General features: G+C 67.2%; 12 protein-coding genes. 7 read left to right on the top strand and 5 right to left on the bottom strand.

The genetic code is table 11. The annotated features are described in order from the left end of the window. Nucleotides 1-129 precede the first annotated feature (129 nt). The 5 genes from ACFQNJ_RS13435 (at nt 130) to ACFQNJ_RS13415 (ending at nt 7,029) form a co-directional block, all read left to right on the top strand. Nucleotides 130-1,833: a sensor histidine kinase gene (locus tag ACFQNJ_RS13435; protein WP_382258297.1), complete on the top strand. Its 1,704-nt coding sequence runs from the start codon at nt 130-132 to the stop codon at nt 1,831-1,833. A gap of 398 nt (nt 1,834-2,231) precedes the next feature. Next, the gene (locus ACFQNJ_RS13430) at nt 2,232-3,866 is read left to right on the top strand and encodes a BCCT family transporter (protein ID WP_382258294.1); all 1,635 of its coding nucleotides are present in this window, start codon (nt 2,232-2,234) and stop codon (nt 3,864-3,866) included. Next, nucleotides 3,866-5,743 (top strand): DUF294 nucleotidyltransferase-like domain-containing protein, encoded by a 1,878-nt coding sequence (locus ACFQNJ_RS13425; protein WP_382258291.1) that lies wholly within the window; start codon nt 3,866-3,868, stop codon nt 5,741-5,743. Before ACFQNJ_RS13430 ends, ACFQNJ_RS13425 begins: the two co-directional genes overlap by 1 nt. 5 nt (nt 5,744-5,748) lie before the next feature. Continuing rightward, nucleotides 5,749-6,507 (top strand): 3'-5' exonuclease, encoded by a 759-nt coding sequence (locus tag ACFQNJ_RS13420; protein WP_382258288.1) that lies wholly within the window; start codon nt 5,749-5,751, stop codon nt 6,505-6,507. Between the two features lie 93 nt (nt 6,508-6,600). Next, nucleotides 6,601-7,029: a BLUF domain-containing protein gene (locus ACFQNJ_RS13415; protein ID WP_382258285.1), complete on the top strand. Its 429-nt coding sequence runs from the start codon at nt 6,601-6,603 to the stop codon at nt 7,027-7,029. Between the two features lie 19 nt (nt 7,030-7,048). Here the strand turns inward: ACFQNJ_RS13415 and ACFQNJ_RS13410 are convergent, their stop codons facing one another. Further along, nucleotides 7,049-8,131 carry a calcium/sodium antiporter gene (locus ACFQNJ_RS13410; RefSeq protein ID WP_382258282.1) on the bottom strand — a complete coding sequence of 361 codons (1,083 nt, stop codon included), beginning with the start codon at nt 8,129-8,131 and terminating at the stop codon, nt 7,049-7,051. A 191-nt stretch (nt 8,132-8,322) separates the two neighbouring features. On the opposite strand from ACFQNJ_RS13410, the gene dinG reads away from it, so the two are divergent. Further along, nucleotides 8,323-10,620: an ATP-dependent DNA helicase DinG gene (dinG, locus tag ACFQNJ_RS13405; RefSeq protein WP_382258279.1), complete on the top strand. Its 2,298-nt coding sequence runs from the start codon at nt 8,323-8,325 to the stop codon at nt 10,618-10,620. A 98-nt stretch (nt 10,621-10,718) separates the two neighbouring features. Beyond that, nucleotides 10,719-11,189: a CopD family protein gene (locus ACFQNJ_RS13400; protein ID WP_374639668.1), complete on the top strand. Its 471-nt coding sequence runs from the start codon at nt 10,719-10,721 to the stop codon at nt 11,187-11,189. Between the two features lie 16 nt (nt 11,190-11,205). Here the strand turns inward: ACFQNJ_RS13400 and ACFQNJ_RS13395 are convergent, their stop codons facing one another. The 4 genes from ACFQNJ_RS13395 to ACFQNJ_RS13380 are packed head-to-tail and all read right to left on the bottom strand — an operon-like array spanning nt 11,206 to nt 16,233. Next, nucleotides 11,206-12,234: a metal-dependent hydrolase gene (locus ACFQNJ_RS13395; RefSeq protein WP_382258275.1), complete on the bottom strand. Its 1,029-nt coding sequence runs from the start codon at nt 12,232-12,234 to the stop codon at nt 11,206-11,208. Between the two features lie 23 nt (nt 12,235-12,257). After that, nucleotides 12,258-12,890, bottom strand: coding sequence for a dioxygenase family protein (locus ACFQNJ_RS13390; RefSeq protein WP_382258272.1), 633 nt, complete (start codon nt 12,888-12,890; stop codon nt 12,258-12,260). Between the two features lie 33 nt (nt 12,891-12,923). Beyond that, complete coding sequence (locus ACFQNJ_RS13385) at nt 12,924-15,596, bottom strand: bifunctional acetate--CoA ligase family protein/GNAT family N-acetyltransferase (protein WP_382258269.1); 2,673 nt, start codon at nt 15,594-15,596, stop codon at nt 12,924-12,926. Nucleotides 15,597-15,621: 25 nt separating this feature from the next. Next, nucleotides 15,622-16,233 (bottom strand): DUF502 domain-containing protein, encoded by a 612-nt coding sequence (locus ACFQNJ_RS13380; protein WP_374639672.1) that lies wholly within the window; start codon nt 16,231-16,233, stop codon nt 15,622-15,624. Between the last annotated feature and the right edge of the window lie 155 nt (nt 16,234-16,388).

The following is a 16,388-nucleotide window of genomic DNA, read 5'->3' as shown; positions in this document are numbered from 1 at the left end:
GCGACAAGGATGTCCGGTCGTGACAGGAATCACCCGTCCGGTCATTCGCACAGGGCGGGCGCCCAGGAAAGTCGCGCAGAATGGACGTCACCTTGGGTAAGGATTTCAAACACCGATGGAGACTGTTGAATGAAGCGCCTGCGCGGCCTCATGCTGCTGGTGGCGGTGCTCACCACGCTGGCGCTGGCGGGCTTGTGGTGGCAATCGGACCAGTCGCGCGAGCAGTTGCGGCGCCAGGCATTCGATCTGGCACACCAGCGCAGTCTGAACCTGGCCGACGCCATGGGTGGACAGATCGAGGGCGTGCTGGGGTCGCTGGACGCGGCATTGCAGGGCCTGCGGCGCGACTGGCTGGCGCACGGCCGCAGCGACACCTTCGCTCGCCTGGTGCAGGAGACGCTGGGCACGCTGCCCGATGGATTTGTCGACTACGTGTCGGTGGTGGATGCCTCTGGCCACATCGTCTTCAACAGTTATGGCGCCGAGGCGGGTGTCTACGTCGGAGACCGTCCGCACTTCCAGGCCCATCGCACGGGCGGCGATCAGCTGCTGGTGGGGACGCCGGTGCGCTCCCGCCTGTCCGGGCGATGGGTTTTCGTGGTCAGCCGCCCCATTCTGCGAGAGAGCCGCTTCGACGGCACCGTGCACTTGCTGGTGTCTTCGGACTACGTGGCGGGCCGTCTGGCCGAACTGCGTCTGAGCGATCAGGACGTGGTGTCCCTGGTGCACCACAGCGGCGACTTGCTGGCCCACAGCCGATACAACGCCGGTGCGCTGTCGCGCAAGGTGCCTGCTGATCGCCCCTTCATGGCGGATCGCGTGGCCGGTGGTGGCGTGTTTCGCTACATCAGCCCGCTGGACCAGCGCTGGCGAACCGCAGGTTGGCGACGCCACTTCGACACCGGACTGGTGACGGTGGTGGCCCTGTCCGATGACATGGTGCTGGAGCCCCTGCGCCCGATATTCGACCGGGAGCAGGACATGACGGTTGGCCTGACCGCGATGCTGCTGGGCGGAGCGACCCTGATCATCGTGCTGCTCGGGCGCGTCGGCCGCAGCCAGGAACAGTTGCATGAGCTGGCCGCCGCTCTGGAGCATCGCATCGAGGAGCGCACCCAGGAACTCGCCGAACTCAATGCCGAGCTCGAAGCGTTTGCCTACAGCGTGTCGCACGACCTGCGGACACCGCTGCGAAGCATCCACGGGTTTGCCGCCCTGCTCGAAGACGACGATGCGGGCACGCTCACCGAGACCGGGCACACCTATGTGCGCCGCATCCAGGGCGCCACCCGGCGAATGGGACAGCTGATCACCGACCTGCTGTCCATGGCCCACCTCAACCGGGCCGCCGTCAAGCGGGTACCACTGGATCTGGGCGAGATGGCGCGGTCCATCATCGACGATCTTCAGCGCAGCGAACCGTCTCGGCAGGTCCAGTGGGACATCGGTGAGGACATGAAGGTGACGGCCGACCCTGTGCTGATCCGTGCGGTCTTGCAGAACCTGCTGGGCAACGCCTGGAAGTACACCAGCCAGACAGCGCAGCCCAGGATCTCGCTGGTGCGGGAGTCACGCGACGATGGGACCCAGACGTTCCGCGTGAGCGACAACGGGGCAGGCTTTGACATGACCTACGCCGCTCAGCTGTTCCAGCCCTTCCGGCGGCTGCACGCGCACCACGAGTTCGAGGGGTCGGGCGTGGGTTTGGCCACGGTCAGGCGCATCATCGAACGGCACGGTGGTCAGGTGCGCGGTGAGGGCGCGGTGGGCCAGGGCGCCAGTTTCTGGTTTTCCTTGCCGGACGCGGCGGCGGCCACGGAAGACCAGGCCTGAGTGCCTGCGCTGGCGGGATACCGCACCCGTCGGCTCGGGTAAGTCGGTCAGTGAGTGCAGAAGTTGCCCTGGCCACGGATAATCGCACCGTGGCTTGCAGGTGCGTCTTTCGCGTACTGGCATCAGCGGAACTTGCTGTCCAGCCCGGTCCTGTGCTGCAATGCGTTGCAGCGCGTACCCTTCCGTGCACCCTTCGGGTCCGGACGACCGGCTTCACTGACACATCGCTTCGCTTCGTGTCGCCACGTCCTCGCCCCCTGAACGGGTATCGACCGGATATCCCTTGAATCTTCCCCGGCGCCACCCTTGTGGCGTAACTGGACCGGGGGGCATTGTCGACGCTTGTTCGACCGGATGGCCCGAAGGCGGGTACCGATCGACAGAGAGAGGAGGTTCCCATGTCTGACAGGAAGCCGGACCCCATGGTCCCGGACGGAGCAGTCAATCCCATCAACACCGACTACAAGGTCGGCCAGGACAACATCGTGGTCAAGGTCGGACCGCTGGGTCTGGACATCCACAACCGCGTGTTCGCGATCTCCGGCCTGATGGTCGTGGCCTTTGTGGTGCTGACACTGGCCTTCCAGAACCAGGTCGAGCCCCTGTTCAGCGGTCTGCGCCACTGGCTCACCGCCAACCTGGACGGTTTCTTCATTGCCGCCGGCAATGTGTTCATCCTGGTCTGTGTCGGACTGGCCGTCTCGCCGCTGGGCCGCGTGCGACTGGGCGGCACCGAGGCCACCCCCGACTACAGCTACCTGGGCTGGTTCTCGATGCTGTTTGCCGCAGGCATGGGCATCGGACTGATGTTCTTCGGCGTGTCCGAACCGCTGTCCCACTTCGGCAGCGCCATGGGTGGCACCACCGTCGAGAACGGCGTGCGCACCGACTGGGCCCCCCTGGGTGGGGCGGCTGGTGATGCCGAAGCGGCCACACGCCTGGGCATGGCCGCCACCATCTATCACTGGGCGTTGCATCCCTGGGCCATGTACGCCACCCTCGCCTTGGGTCTGGCGCTGTTCTCATTCAACAAGGGACTGCCGCTGACGATCCGCTCGGTCTTCTACCCGCTCCTCGGCGAACGGGTGTGGGGCTGGCCCGGACACTGCATCGACATTCTGGCGGTGCTGGCCACCCTGTTCGGCCTGGCCACGTCGCTGGGTTATGGGGCATCCCAGGCCAGTTCAGGCCTGAACTACCTCTTTGGTGTACCCCTGGGCACCACCACGCAGGTGCTGCTGGTCCTGGGCATCACCGCCGTTGCGCTGGCGTCGGTCGTGGCGGGTCTGGATGCAGGCGTCAAGCGTCTGTCTGAGATCAACATGGCGCTGGCGCTGCTGCTGATGCTGTTCGTGATCGCCGTGGGCCCGACACTGGACATCCTGGGTGGTTTCTTCTCCAATCTCGGCGCCTATGTCCAGTACCTGCCGGCGCTGTCGAACCCGGTGGGTCGCGAAGACCTGAACTATTCGCAGGGCTGGACCGCCTTCTATTGGGCCTGGTGGATTTCCTGGTCGCCGTTCGTGGGCATGTTCATCGCGCGTGTCTCCCGTGGCCGGACGGTGCGCGAGTTCATCATCTCGGTGCTGATCATTCCCTCGCTGGCCTGTGTGCTGTGGATGACGGTCTTCGGCGAGACGGCCATCGGCCAGTACGTGCGTGACGGCTACGACGCGGCGGTCAAGGCAGAACTTCCCCTGCAGCTGTTTGCCATGCTGGACGCCTTGCCGCTGGCGCAGGTGACCTCGTTCATCGCCATCGTTCTGGTGGTGGTGTTCTTCGTCACCTCGTCCGACTCCGGATCGCTCGTGATCGACGTGATCTCTGCGGGGGGCAAGGTCGACGCTCCCGTCCCGCAGCGGGTGTTCTGGGCGGTGTTCCAGGGGCTGGTCGCCATCGCACTGATCCTGGGTGGCGGACTGGTCGCCCTGCAGGCGATGGCGGTGTCCACTGGCTTGCCCTTTGCCCTGGTGCTGCTGATGTCCTCGGTGGCGGTGATCAAGGGGCTGGCCTCCGAGCCACGTCCACGCTGATGGAAGACGAGCAGATCGAAATCACCGGTTTCCTGCGCCAGCTCGAACCTTTTCGCGAGCTGGACGAGGAGACCTTGCAGCGTGCGGCGCGCTCGGTCGATGTGCGCTACTGCAAGGCAGGGACGCGGATCGTCGAGTTTGGCCAGGAGGCCCGCTTCTGGCACATCGTTCGCAGCGGCGTCGTCGAGGTCTTCCGGCGCGACGGGACGCTCTACAACCGCCTGACCGAAGGTGGCTACTTCGGCGAGTTCGGACTGCTGCACCGCAAGAAGGTGCGTTTTCCGGCCGCGGCGCTGGAAGACACCTTGCTGTATCTGCTGCCCGAGCCGGTGTTCACCGATCTGTTCGAGAACCACGAGGGCTTTGCCGACCACGTCGAGATCGAGGACCGCACGCGCCTGCAGAAGGTGGTGTCGCGCCAGCAGGCCGACAACGATCGGCTGTCTGCCACAGTCATGAGTCTGGTGCAACGTGAGCCGGTCACCCTCCCGGTGCGGGTCACCGTCCAGGCCGCTGCCAGGCACATGACCGAGACCGGTGTGTCCTGTCTCCTGCTGGTCGACGACACGGGGGGCGTGGAGGATTCATCACCACTGGCGGGCATCCTGACCGACCGCGACCTGCGTACCCGGCTGCTGGCGCCGGGCTTGCCGCTGTCCACCGGCGCGGGTGAGATCGCCACGCGCGAGGTGATCAGTATCGATCACCACCGCACCGTCTTCGAGGCCATGATGCTGATGCTCAGGCACAACGTGCACCATCTGCCGGTGATGCGGGAGCAGACACCGGTCGGGGTGGTCGCCTTGCAGGACATCATCCGTCACGAGTCCAGCCACAGCCTGCTGGTGGTCAGCCGCATCAACCGGGCCAGCTCGGTGGACGAACTCGAACTGCTGGCACCCGACGTCCGCTCCAGCTTCCTGCACCTGGTCGGACAGGACAGCAGTGCCCGCGTGGTGGGCAGCACCATGGCGGCCATCGGGCGCTCCTTCAAGCAGCGGCTGCTGGAACTGGCGGAGTCGACGCTGGGACCGCCGCCGGTGCCTTACTGCTTTCTGGCGCTGGGCTCGATGGCCCGGCAGGAGCAGGGGGTGGTCACCGATCAGGACCACGCGATGATCTTGGACAACGCGTTCGATCCGGCGCGTCACGACGACTATTTCGCACGGCTGGCTTCCTGGGTCTCCGATGGGCTTGCGCGTTGCGGCTATCCGCTTTGCAGTGGCGGGATCATGGCCTCCAATCCGCGCTGGCGCATGACCTTGTCGGAGTGGCAGGCTCGCTTTGCCGACTGGATGACCCAGCCCACGCCCGAGGGGCTGCTGCACAGCAGTGTGTTCTTTGACCTCGACGGGGTTCACGGGCAGACGCGCTGGGCCGATCTCCTGCGCCGCCAGATTGCCCGACAGGCGGGACGGCATCCCCGGTTTCTGGCCAGCATGGCGCGCAATGCCCTGCAGCGCACGCCACCCCTGGGATTCTTCAAGGGCTTTGTGCTGGAGGCCGATGGTCAGCACAGCGCGGGCATCAACCTCAAGCGCAGGGGTACTGCCCCGCTGACCGATCTGATCCGCGTGCATGCCCTGGCGGTGGGATCGCAGGCGCTCAATTCCTTCGAGCGGCTCGACGACATCATCCGGGCCGGTGTGCTGCCCGCGGGCCGGGGGCCGGACCTGCACGACGCCCTGGAGTTCATCGCCTTTGTCCGCTGGCGGACCCAGGCCGATGACCTGCGGTCAGGACGAGAGCCCGGCAACACGGTGGAACCTGATCGTCTGTCCGAGTTCGAGCGCAAGAGCCTGCGGGATGCCTTCACCGTGCTCAGCCATGCGCAGGATTACCTGCGGTACCGCTACCAGTCGGTGAGGGGACGCTGAACACCATGCTGCACGCCGGACTGTTGCGCGATCCGCCCTGTCCATCGCCAGATGCGGACAAGCGGGGTCCCATCGACTGGGAGGCCTGGCTCTCGCGGCTGGCCCGTCAGGCGCGGGATCCCCGCCTGAGTGCCTTCTATCAGGCAGGTGGTGTGCCGGGTTCCACGCCGCTGCAGGACGTTCCCCTGCTCGCACTCGATGTGGAGACCACCGGGCTGGACCCGGTGCGCGACGGCATCGTGAGCATTGGCGCTGTGCCATTGACGCTCGAGCGCATCCACACCTCGCGCTCCAGGCACTGGCTGCTCAAACCCCGCGTGCCTTTGCGCGACGACGCGGTGGTGGTTCATGGCATCACCCATCAGCAGCTCCTGCATGCACCTGATCTGGACGATGTCCTTGATGACGTGCTCTCGACGATGGCCGGCCACGTCATGGTGGTGCATTGCCGCGATATTGAACGGCAGTTTCTGGACAATGCCTTGCGGCGGCGCCTGGGCGAGGGCATCTCGTTCCCGGTCATTGACACCATGGAGCTGGAGGCGCGGCTGTATCGCCAGCCGATCACTGGCTGGCGCCGCTGGTGGGCGCCGACAGCGCCCGCGATATCCATCCGGCTGGCAGCCAGTCGCGCCCGCTACGGGCTGCCCCGCTACCGCCTGCACCATGCGCTGACCGACGCCTTGGCCTCGGCCGAATTGCTGCAGGCACAGGTGGCCGACCGTTTCTCGTCCGTCACTCCGGTGGCTCAGCTGTGGCGATAGTCCCCGACTTCATGCCCTGACATTGGTCAACCCGGGGGATTCGTGCACCGTGTTAGCCTGAGTCCTCTAATCTGTCGACTCGGAGAGGTCACGATGTCTTTGTACGAACTGGTCTACGTGAGCCTGGCCGAGCACCCCATGTCCCGGGAGGAGCTTGGCGATTTGCTGGGGCAGGCCCGCCGCCACAATCTGGAATGCGGCATCACCGGGCTGCTGATCTATCGCGATAGGGAATTCATGCAGCTCATTGAAGGTGAGCGCGACGCCGTCATGCAGTTGTACGCCCATATCGAAAGCGATAGGCGTCACCAGCAGATCTACAAGATGTGGGATGGTCCGATCGCGGCTCGCAGCTGCAGCGGCTGGGCGATGGGCTTTATCGAGCCCACCGAATCCATCGTCCGTTCGGTGCCAGAAGGGCGCCTGTTGCTGGACGAAGGTCTGTTTGCCGCCGGCCGTGCCTCATCGGGTCGACGTCTCCTGCAGCACCTGCGCGACCAGTGGCTGGTCGCTCAAGCCTGACACACCGGTGACATCCTGATCATCGCGTCTCGGCTGGGCGCCCGCGCAGCAGCACCACCACCAGGGTGATCACCGTGATCGGAACCACAAAGCCCATCATCACCGCCGAGAAGGTGCCCAGCGCGTCGTGAGCCTGAGCGGCCAGGATCAGGTAGGCCACGTAGGCCACGTAGTACAGCAGGAACACCCCACCTTCCCAGCGGGCGATCTCGCGGCCCGTCATGAACACGGGCAGGCAGGCCAGCGCCACCGCCAGCATCACCCAGATGTCGAAGTTCAGCACCGACGGTGGCACCCCCAGTCCGGCCGAGCCGGCCGCGATGCCCGACAGGCCCACGCAACCCAGGATGTTGAAGGTGTTGCTGCCCACCACGTTGCCCACCGCAATGTCCCGCTCGCCTTTGAATGCGGCCATCACCGAGGTGGCCACCTCGGGCATGGAGGTGCCCGCCGCCACGATGGTCAGGCCGATCACCACGTCGCTCACGCCAAGGGCCTTGGCAAAGACGATGGCGGCATCCACCAGCCAGTCCGATCCCAGAACCAGCAGACCCAGACCGGCCACGATGAGGATCAGTTGCACCGGCAGCGATGCGTCCCAGCCACCCGCCTCCGCAGGCTTGACCTCGGCCGCGTACTCATCCTGGGCATCCTGCGTTTCGCGTCTTGACTGCACAATCAGGAACACCGTGTAGGCCAGCATCAGGCCGACCAGGATCGCCCCGTCCCACAGCCCCACCCGTCCATCGAACGCCAGCACGAGCAGCAGCAGCGAAGCACCCAGCATGATGGGGACCTCCTGCCGGATCAGCTGGATGTGCACCACCAGCGGCGTGATGATGGCCGACAGGCCCAGGATGAACAGCACGTTGAAGATGTTGCTGCCCACCACGTTGCCGATGGCGATGTCGGTGCGGCCGTCCATCACCGCGCCCACCGATACCGCCATCTCCGGCGAGCTGGTGCCAAAGGCCACGATGGTCAGCCCCACCACCAGGGGAGAGATCCCGAACGACAGCGCCAGCTTGGAGGCGCCGCGCACCAGCAGTTCGGCGCCGGCGATCAGGCCTGCCAGGCCCGCCAGAAACATCAGAATGGTCATGGAGCGTGTTGCGGTGGTTGAAAACGGCAGAGCATGATCTTGCCTGACATGTCCGCCATTGTGTGGCTTCAAGGGGCAACTTGTCTGCGAAAAACCGGGACCATGCCTGAGCCAGGAGCTGAGGCAGCAGGGGCAGACACGGCACCTTCTGGGACAATGCGCGTTTGCCCGCGCCATCCATGACCGAGCCCATGTCCACCGCCGATCTGCCCGCCGGCCCGCTGGCCCGCGAAGCCCTGGCATTGGGCGCTTTCGACCATGTGGTCTCCCGCCTGCCGGGCTTTCGCCTGCGCGAGGGCCAGCGCGAGATGGCCGCCCACATTGCCGCCACCCTGTCCCCCGTCGATTGGCCATCGCGGCCCGAAAAAGGGGCCGAGAAAGCGGCCGATGAGGTCATGGCCGGCCCCCGGGCGATTGCGGTGGTGCAGGCCGGCACCGGGGTGGGCAAATCCGCCGCGTACGCGGCCACCGTGATCCCTCTGGCGCTGGCGCAGGGCAAGCGGGTGATGATTTCCACGGCCACCGTGGCGCTGCAGGAACAGCTGATCGGCAAGGACCTGCCGGCCCTGTCCGCGGCGCTGCCACAGCCCTTTGCCTTTGCGCTGGCCAAGGGACGCGGGCGCTATGTGTGCCGCCTCAAGCTGGAACAGATGGCCGGCGGTGACCCGGTCAGCACCGACCTGTTTGGTGACGAGGAAGCCCCGGCAGCCGCGCCCGTCCCGTCGGACGCGCTGGCGCGCGCCTGGGCCGAGCAGTCGCGCACCTACACCCAATGGAGCCAGATGCTCGACGCCGGTGACTGGGATGGTGACAGGGACCGGCTGGCCGAACCGCCGGCCGGCGAACTCTGGAGCCCGGTGGCCGCCGAGCGCCACACCTGCACCGCCCGCCATTGCCCCAGCTACCACAGTTGCAGCTACTACCAGGCCCGTGCCCGCCTGGCGCAAGCCCAGGTGATCGTGGTCAACCACGACCTGCTGCTCTCGACGCTCGGCCTGCACGCCCTGCCGGATCCGTCCGATTGCTACCTGGTGTTTGACGAGGCCCATCACCTCGGCAGCATTGCGCAGGCCCAGTTCACCGAGAGCATGGACCTGATGCGGGGGGGCTGGCTTGACAAGCTGCCCCGCGCGGTCAGCGATGTGGCCGGGGCCATCTCCCACGTGATGGGCGTGGACGCAGCGACGCTGGCGCGCGAGCTCAAGGCCGCCCAGGGCGATCTGGCCCGCCGCGCCATGGCGCGCCTGGCCGAGTCGCCCGAATGGCTGGCGATCACTGGCCGGCAAGGTGGCATGCGCCCACGCAACGGGCGCGACGGGGCGGCCGGTTTCGAGTTCAGCGTGCCTGCGACCAACGAACGACTGAGCGGCGGCGTGCTGCCCGAGGACTGGTCCGAGACCGTGGGCCAGATCGCCAGCCGCTCGACCGCCCTGCTCAAGGAGCTGGAGGCCATTGCCGTGCGGCTGCGGTCCCTGGCCCGTGAAGAACCTTCCGAGGCCACCCGCTGCGCGCAGCTCTACAGCCGCATTGGCACCTTCGCTCCCCGGCTGCAACACATGGCGGCCACCGCAGAGCTCTGGCTGCAGCAGCCGCAGGCGGGCCAGCCCCCGCTGGCCAAGTGGCTGGAAGCGGGTATCGACAACGGGCTGGTCACCCTCACGGCGCATGCCTGTCCGCTCAACCCGGGTGGCCTGCTGCGCAGCCAGCTCTGGAGCCGTGTGCGGGCGGCCGTGGCTACCTCGGCGTCGCTGGTCACCTGTGGCAGCTTCGACCACTTTCTGTACGAATGCGGCCTGGCCCAGGACGACGATGTGCAGGTGCGCGAGGTGCTCAGTCCCTTCGACCATGCACGGCAGGGCCGGCTGGTGGTGGTCCAGACCCGCCACGACCCCAAGGACGTCGAGGGCTACACCGCCGAGATGCTGGGGCTGCTGCTGGAGGACCTGCAGCAGGTCGAGCGCGGCGCCCTCGTGCTGTTCACCTCGCGCGCCCAGATGAAGCGCGCGCAGGACCTGCTCGAGCGTGGCGAGCACCGGCGCCTGCGCGAGTCGGTGTTGGTGCAGGGGGAGTCGGCGCGCACCCAGTTGCTGCGTCGCCATGCCGACCGCGTCGCGGCGGGGCAGGCTTCCATCCTGTTCGGTCTGCAATCGTTCGGCGAGGGACTGGACCTGCCGGGCGAGCTGTGCGAGTGGGTGTTCATCACCAAGCTGCCGTTTGCCTCGCCCAGCGATCCGGTGGGCCAGGCGCGCGCCGACTGGCTCAAGGCTCAGGGCCGCGACCCGTTCATCGAACTGGTGGTGCCGGCCACCGGTGCGCGGCTGCTGCAATGGACCGGGCGGGCCTTGCGCACCGAGGACGACCAGGCGGTGGTGATCTGCTACGACGCTCGGCTGCTGCGCCAGTCGTATGGCCGGCGCATGCTCAAGGGATTGCCACCCTATCGCCTGCAGCGGCGCGAATCCGACGGTATGCTGACAGATGTGCGCTAATGCCCCCACGCTCCGCCGCTGTGCGGGTCGCTGCCCCCCAAGTGGGCTGTTTCGGCTTGGGGCGGCCCGGCGCCGAAACGCTTTGCTCTGGAAGATCCATGCTCTACGCCACCCTCAAGCTGCTACACGTGCTGGCCATCGTCGTCTGGATCGGCGGCATGGTGTTTGCCCACTTTTTCCTGCGTCCTGCCGCCATGCAGCTGCCGCCGCCCCAGCGCATCCCCCTGATGCACGGCGCGTTGCAACGCTTTTTCTCGGCGGTGCTGGTGGCCGTGGTGGTGGTGCTGGCCAGCGGCCTCTGGATGATCGGCCGGGTGGCCAAGGAAACGGTGCAGGCTGGCCTGTCGTTCAACATGCCGCTGAACTGGACCATCATGGCCACGCTGGGCATCGTGATGATGGCCATCTTCGGTCACATCCGCTTTGCGCTGTTCAAGCGGCTGTCGCGTGCGGTGGCCGATCAGGACTGGCCGGCCGGTGGCACCGCACTGGCATCCATCCGCACCTGGGTCAGCGTCAACCTGGCCATCGGCGTGATCATCATCGCCATCACGCTGCTGATGGCCTGAGCCAGGGCCGCACCGTTCAGCGCGGTGCCGCCAGCGCTGCGCCCATGGGCAGCAGGTCGGCGCCGCGGGCGCGTTGCCACAGCCAGGCGAGGGCGGCGTCGGTGTCCGGGCGACTGCTCCGTTGGGTGGCGGTCACCTGGCCGACGGTGGTGGCATCGCCGACGTCAAATTCGAACACGTAGTGGGGTTCCTGCCCCATGCGCAGGTCCGCCACCAGGACCCGTCCGTCCGGGGTCTGGCTCATGCGGTAGAAACCATGGCTGAAGCGGGCAATGCGGGCCACAGGGTCGGCCTGGCCATGCCGGGTGATCAGATCGGCACCTCGCTCATGACGGGTCCAGCGCACGGCCACACGCCCGTCCAGCAGGCTGTAGTAACCCTCGTGGTAGTGGGTGGGTGTGATGGCCACCAGGCGCCACAACACCGTGTTGAAGGGCGCCGGGGTCACCAGCAGGCGCTCGGCGACCACCCCTTCCTGAGCCAGAGAGGTCCGGGCCACGCTGGTGGCCACTTGCTGGGCCGCGACGCTCCAGCCCAGATACGCCGTGGACAGCACCAGACCGGCCAGGTTCCACCGCAGGCTGCGGCCCTGGCCGCGCATCACCAGGGCAGCGATCACTCCGGCCAGCAGCGGCAATGTGTAGGCCGGGTCGATGATGAACATGCTCCCCACGCCGAACGGATGGTCGGTGAACGGCTGCAGCAATTGCGTCCCATAGACCGTCATGTTGTCCAGCAACGGGTGGGTGAACAGGGTCAGCCACAGCGCCAGCCACCAGCGACGCCACAGGGGCTGCTCGCCGTGGACCCGGCTGACCAGCCAGGCCAGCAGTGGCGACAGCAGCGTCAGGAACAGCAACGAATGGCTCTCGGCCCGGTGCAGCACCATGTTCAGGATGGCGTCGCCGTGGTCGATCAGGGCATCCAGATCGGGCAGGGTGCCGGCCACGCCACCCCACAGGGCGGCCTTCCAGGCGGCGGTGCGCTGTCCCATCACGGCCACGGTGACGGCCGAACCCAGGGCAATCTGCGTCAAGGAATCCATGGGGACAGCTTACGCGCTCCGGTTCAGGCCTGCACCACGATCGGAAAATCGGCCCGCTGGCCATCGGCGCCCGCACGAAAGCGCCGGGTCAGGGCGGCCCGGCCCTCGGCGTTGAGCCTGCGCCATAGGAAGTCCCGCTCGTTGTGCGGGTCCCCGTCGACGTACATTTGGGTGGTCAGGAGGTCCTGGCCATCCAGACGGACCTTCACATGGATGTGCGGGGTGCGTCCGCTGTAGGCCACCGGCCGGATGGTGCGGAAGCGGTAGCGACCGTCCCGGCCCAGCGTCACCTGCCCGAAGCCCTGGAACGCCGGGTCCGCGCGGTCGCCGTCGCCCGGGTGGTGGTAGCGGCCATTGTGGTCGCATTGCCAGATCTCGAACACCCCGCCGCCCAGCGGGACGCCCCGCGTGTCGGTCACCGTGCCCTCGATCCAGGCGACCTGTCCCTGCCCGTAGGCGACCTGGCCGTTGCGCAGCAGGTCGAAGTCGCGATCCGCCGGCAGGCTGACCGGGTAGAAAGGGCCTTCGGTCTGTGAGGGCGTCGGACGCAGGGACGTCTGGGCCAGGGCGGGTGTCAACCAGCCCGGGGCAGCGGTCATGGCCACCAGAGTGGCGCCTCGGGTCAGCAGGGTGCGGCGTGAAGCGGGCAAAGGCATGGTGTGGGTCTCCGGCAGCCTCTGCCCGCGCGATCAGTGCCCGGGCTGAAGAGGCAGGACCACGAACCGGGTGGCGTGGTCGTCGGGATCATGGGGATTGGCCCTTTCTTCGAACCCGAGCGAGCGGGCAAGTTCCAGCATGCCGGTGTTCTCGCGCAACACGGTGCCGACCAGCTGCCGTGTGCCCCGGGCCCGCAGGTGCCCGATCATCTTGCGCATCAGCCGGTGTCCCAGCCCGGTTCCCTTGAGGTCCGAGCGCACGATCACCCCGAACTCGGCCGTGTCGTTGTCCGGATCGACGGTGGCGCGGACGGTGCCCAGGGTCTCCTCGCTGCTGCCATGGCCACGCGTGGCGATGAAGGCCATTTCGCGCGCATAGTCGATCTGGGTCAGGCGGGCCAGTTCGGTGTGCTCGATGCTGCGGCGGCTGTAGAACACCCGCAGGCGGATGTCCTCCGGATCCAGCCGCTGGAGAAACGCCAGGTGCTGGGCCTCGTCCTCGGGGCGGATTGGCCGGATCGTCAGCGCCTGGCCTTGCCAGTCGCAGAACTCCACCAGTTCGGCCGGGTAGGGCGCGATGGCGAAATGATCGGCGCCCGCCGGCCGGCTGGCCGAGACCCGCACTCGCGCGTCCAGGGCCACGGCCCCGTCGTGGTTGGCCAGCAGCGGATTGATGTCCAGCTCGGTAATTTCGGGCACCTCGGCCAGCAGCTGCGACACCGCCACCAGCACCCCCGCAATCCCGTGGATGTCGGCGGCCGGTTCATCCCGATAGCCCTTGAGCAGCTGGTGGATGCGGGTGCGGCGGATCTGCGCCAGGGCCAGCGGCATGTTCAGCGGTGGTAGGGCCAGTGCGCGATCGGCCAGCACCTCCACCGCGGTGCCCCCGGCCCCGAACAGGATCACCGGGCCGAAAACCGCGTCCACGCTCGCACCCACGATCAGTTCGTGGGCGTGCTTCTTGCGGACCATCGGCTGCACTGTGAATCCCTGCACGTCCGCGTCGGGCCGCAGTTCCCGCACGCGGGCCAGCATGGTCGCGCAGACCTGCCGCAGTTCCTGCTCATCGGCGATGTTGAGCCGCACGCCCCCGACATCGCTCTTGTGGCTGATCGCCTGTGACAGGATCTTGAGCACCACCGGGTATCCCAGCGACTGCGCGGCGACGCAGGCCTCGTCGGGATCCGGACCGACCACGCGTGTGGGCACCACGGGCAGACCTGCCGCATCCAGCAGCGCCTTGGCCTCGGGCTCGGTGAGGATCTCCCGCTGTTCGGCCAGCACCTGGTCGATGATGGCGCGGATGGCCTGCAGATCGATGGCATGGGCCGCGCTGCGCGCCGGTGGCGTCTCCAGCAGTTCTTCCTGGTGCAGGCGATAGGTCCGCAGGAATGAAAAGGCCCGCACCGCCTCTTCGGGGGTGTTGAAGTCGGGGACCCCCGCCTCGCGGAAGGTCTGGCGGGCCTGCGCCACGGCGCTGTCACCCAGCCAGCAGCCCAGCAGATGTTGTGGTCCGGCGCTGATGCGGGGCAGCATGGCCTGGGCGATTTCCAGGCTCGGGACGATGGCGGTGGGCGCATGGATGAACAGGATCGCGCTGCCCGTGTCCCTGGACAGCACGTCGATGGCATCGAGGTACCTCTGCGCGGGGGCGTCGCCAATGATGTCCACCGGGTTGCCGCGCGACCAGTTGGCCGGCAGCACCTGGTCCAGGCGGGTCAGTGTGGCCTCGTCCAGCCTGGCCAGGGGCACGCCCAGCGCCGCCGCCTCATCGGCGGCCATCACGCCGGCGCCGCCGCCGTTGGTCAGCACGATCAGCTGGTTGGACCGACCGTCCCGGAAGCGGGCCAGGGTTTCGGCCGCCAGGAACAGGTCGTGCAGGGTCAGCACGCGCAGCATGCCCGAGCGGGCAATGGCCGCGTCAAACACCGCGTCCGACCCAGCCAGGGCCCCTGTGTGCGAGGCGGCGGCGGCCTGACCAGCCGCCGAACGGCCAGCCTTGACCACGATCACCGGCTTGTTGCGCGCGGCCGCACGGGCGGCCGACATGAATTTGCGGCTTTCTTCGATGCTCTCGATGTAGAGCAGGATGGCCCGCGTCTTCGGATCGCTGCCCAGGAAATCCAGCATGTCCCCGAAGTCCACGTCCGCCCGCTCGCCCAGTGAGACAAAGTGCGAAAACCCGATGCCGCGCGAGGCCGCCCAGTCCAGCATGGCGGTCACCAATGCGCCGGACTGCGACACGAAGGCCAGTTCGCCGGGGCGGGCGCCGATGTGGGCGAAGCTGGCGTTCAGCCCCAGATGCGGCACCAGCATGCCGATGCAGTTGGGGCCCAGGATGCGCAGCGTATGTGCCCTCGCGGCATCCAGCATGGCCTGTTTGGTGGTCTTGTCCAGACCGGCGGTCACCACCACCGCGGCGCGCGTTCCCCGCGCGCCCAGTTCCCGGATGAGGTCCACCACCGTGGCGGGCGGGGTGCAGATCACCGCCAGGTCCGGGGCCTCGGGCAGGTCCCGCACGTGGCGGAAGGTTTTCACCCCTCCGATCTCACGGTGCTTGGGGTTGACCGGGTACAGGCGCCCCTGGTAGCCGCCTTCGCGCAGGTTCCGCCACACGGTCGCGCCCACGCTGGACGGACGTTCGGAGGCGCCGAACACGGCGACCGATGCCGGGGCGAACAGAGTGTCGAGGTGTCGGATGCTCATGGGCTTCAGGCAGGTGGTTCGGGTCTCAGGCTTGGGGCGGGGTGCCCGGTCCCGGCTTGTTCGACGACATGAAGGCGATCAGGGCCATGCGCATGGCTTCCTCCACCGACATGTCCACCGGGACGATCCAGCTGCGCGGCACGAACACCGTGTAGCCGCCGATCATGTAGCCCATGGGCAGGTACACCGCGACCTGGTCGTGCAGCTCGGACAGGCCGCGCGGCAGGCCGCGCATGCTCTGGCGGGTCACCAGCCCGACCGTCGACAGTTCCGTGCCGGGCGGTTTGAGCAGCACCACCTGCTGGGCATCCTGTTCGTGCGGCGCGAAGTAGTCGGCGAAGTTCTTCAGCGACGAATAGATGCTCTTGACCACCGGCAGGTTGGTGAAAGGCAGCTCCACCAGCGAGAACAGGCGTGAGGTGAACTTCTGCGACACCAGGAAACCCAATGCCAGGATCAGCAGGGCACCCAGTGCGATGCCCAAGCCGGGCAGGTAGAAATCACCCACCAGTGGCCGGATCAGCTGCATCGCGGTCCGCTCGGTCCAGGTGACGAAGATCACCAGCACGTACACGGTCAGCGCCAAGGGCAGGAAGGTGATGAGTCCGCGGAAAAAGTACTGGGTCAGTCGGGTCATGGGCAGCAAGGGAAGGCAGTCACAAGGTCCGGCACCAGCATAGCAGTCCACCGTGACCTGCCGGCGGTCGGTTTTCACGCACCAGGGACTTGCGTGATGGCGCCAGCCCCCCATATGCTGTCAGTCCGCCCGAGTGGTTTCGGGAACTCCCGGAG

It is taken from the genome of Hydrogenophaga bisanensis (assembly GCF_042665135.1).
GTDB classification, from domain to species: Bacteria; Pseudomonadota; Gammaproteobacteria; order Burkholderiales; family Burkholderiaceae_C; genus Hydrogenophaga; species Hydrogenophaga bisanensis.
The sequence above is the reverse complement of the archived record's forward strand: the minus strand, read 5'-3'. Positions and strand labels throughout refer to the sequence as shown.

Bases quoted from the DNA above. Each gene is read 5' to 3' on its own strand.
- ACFQNJ_RS13390 (WP_382258272.1), bottom strand. From the start codon at position 12,890: ATGCCTTTGCCCGCTTCACGCCGCACCCTGCTGACCCGAGGCGCCACT.
- ACFQNJ_RS13380 (WP_374639672.1), bottom strand. From the start codon at position 16,233: ATGACCCGACTGACCCAGTACTTTTTCCGCGGACTCATCACCTTCCTG.
- ACFQNJ_RS13425 (WP_382258291.1), top strand. From the start codon at position 3,866: ATGGAAGACGAGCAGATCGAAATCACCGGTTTCCTGCGCCAGCTCGAA.
- ACFQNJ_RS13410 (WP_382258282.1), bottom strand. From the start codon at position 8,131: ATGACCATTCTGATGTTTCTGGCGGGCCTGGCAGGCCTGATCGCCGGC.
- ACFQNJ_RS13385 (WP_382258269.1), bottom strand. From the start codon at position 15,596: ATGAGCATCCGACACCTCGACACTCTGTTCGCCCCGGCATCGGTCGCC.
- ACFQNJ_RS13400 (WP_374639668.1), top strand. From the start codon at position 10,719: ATGCTCTACGCCACCCTCAAGCTGCTACACGTGCTGGCCATCGTCGTC.
- ACFQNJ_RS13435 (WP_382258297.1), top strand. From the start codon at position 130: ATGAAGCGCCTGCGCGGCCTCATGCTGCTGGTGGCGGTGCTCACCACG.
- ACFQNJ_RS13415 (WP_382258285.1), top strand. From the start codon at position 6,601: ATGTCTTTGTACGAACTGGTCTACGTGAGCCTGGCCGAGCACCCCATG.
- ACFQNJ_RS13420 (WP_382258288.1), top strand. From the start codon at position 5,749: ATGCTGCACGCCGGACTGTTGCGCGATCCGCCCTGTCCATCGCCAGAT.
- ACFQNJ_RS13430 (WP_382258294.1), top strand. From the start codon at position 2,232: ATGTCTGACAGGAAGCCGGACCCCATGGTCCCGGACGGAGCAGTCAAT.
- ACFQNJ_RS13395 (WP_382258275.1), bottom strand. From the start codon at position 12,234: ATGGATTCCTTGACGCAGATTGCCCTGGGTTCGGCCGTCACCGTGGCC.
- dinG (WP_382258279.1), top strand. From the start codon at position 8,323: ATGTCCACCGCCGATCTGCCCGCCGGCCCGCTGGCCCGCGAAGCCCTG.